We start from the raw sequence: 1,052 nt of genomic DNA, 5'->3' as shown, positions 1-1,052 counted from the left end.
CGGTGCTGGCTGTCGTAGCGGTATGCAGTGACGAGCTGTTGGGCGCGGCCCCGGCGTTCGCGGATCAGGTTGCCGAAGGCGTCGTAGTCGTAATAGCGGTCGCCCTGCATCAGCAGGCGGTTGCCCTTGATGCTGGTCGGGCCGGGACGATCCTGCAACAGCAGGTTGCCCGCCGGGTCGTGGGCGAAGGTTTCCGGCAGGTCGTTGCGGCTGTGGCGCACGCGGATCAGCCGGTCGAGGGCGTCGTACTGGTAGCTGCGCTGGCCGTGGCGGGTGTCGGCGATCTGTTCGAGGTTGCCATTGGCGCTGTAGGCAAAGTCGCGGCGATACAGGGCACTGCGTTGATGGCCGACAGCGTGGGAGAGCAAACGGCCCTGTTCGTCGTAGGCATATTCGCTGAGCAGCAGACCCTGCTGGCGCTGCTGTTCGCGACCGTTCTGGTAGACGTGGCGGGTGAGCAAGGCGCCGTTGAGGTCGATTGCGGTCAGCGCGCCGCCCTTGGCGTAGTGGTAATCGAGCTTGCTGTTGTCCGGCAGGCGCATCCGCGTGAGCTGGCCGCAGGCGTCGTAGGAATAGCGCAAAGTGCCCCAGCCCTGATGCTCGCGCACCAGGCGGTCCTGCAGGTCATATTCGAAGGCCAGCGGGTGGTTCTGGCCGTCGTCCACGCCGGTCAGCCGACCGAGTCGGTCGTAGCGATAATCCACCGTGCTGCCATCGGGCAACGTCTTGCGCAGCAGGCGTCCAGCACGGTCACGCTCATAAGCGGTGACCAAGGTCGAGCCGTCGTCACCAAACTCGGTCTTCTCCCGCAGGTGGCCGTTGCGGTCGTAGGCATACGCGGTGCGCCGGCCATCGAACCCGGTTTCCTGTCGGATCAATCCGGTGGGTGTGTAGTCCAGCCGATATTTTTCGCCGGACTCGTTCTCGATCTCCGTCAGCAACAGCTGCGCATGGTCGTAGCGGTACTGCAACCGCGTGCCGTCGGGGTTGATCCGGCGGCTGACCAAATGCAGATCGTCGTCATACTCGTAGCGGGTGATGCGCCCCAGCTC

General features: G+C 64.7%; 1 pseudogene. It reads right to left on the bottom strand.

Annotated features, from left to right (window positions below):
* Window positions 1–1,052 (bottom strand): annotated as a pseudogene (locus BBF94_RS26340) (type IV secretion protein Rhs); the annotation flags it as partial.

It is taken from the genome of Pseudomonas bananamidigenes, from assembly GCF_001679645.1.
In the GTDB taxonomy this organism is placed as follows: domain Bacteria; phylum Pseudomonadota; class Gammaproteobacteria; order Pseudomonadales; family Pseudomonadaceae; genus Aquipseudomonas; species Aquipseudomonas bananamidigenes.
Note: the sequence above shows the minus strand (reverse complement) of the source record. Positions and strands in the feature narration are given on the sequence as shown.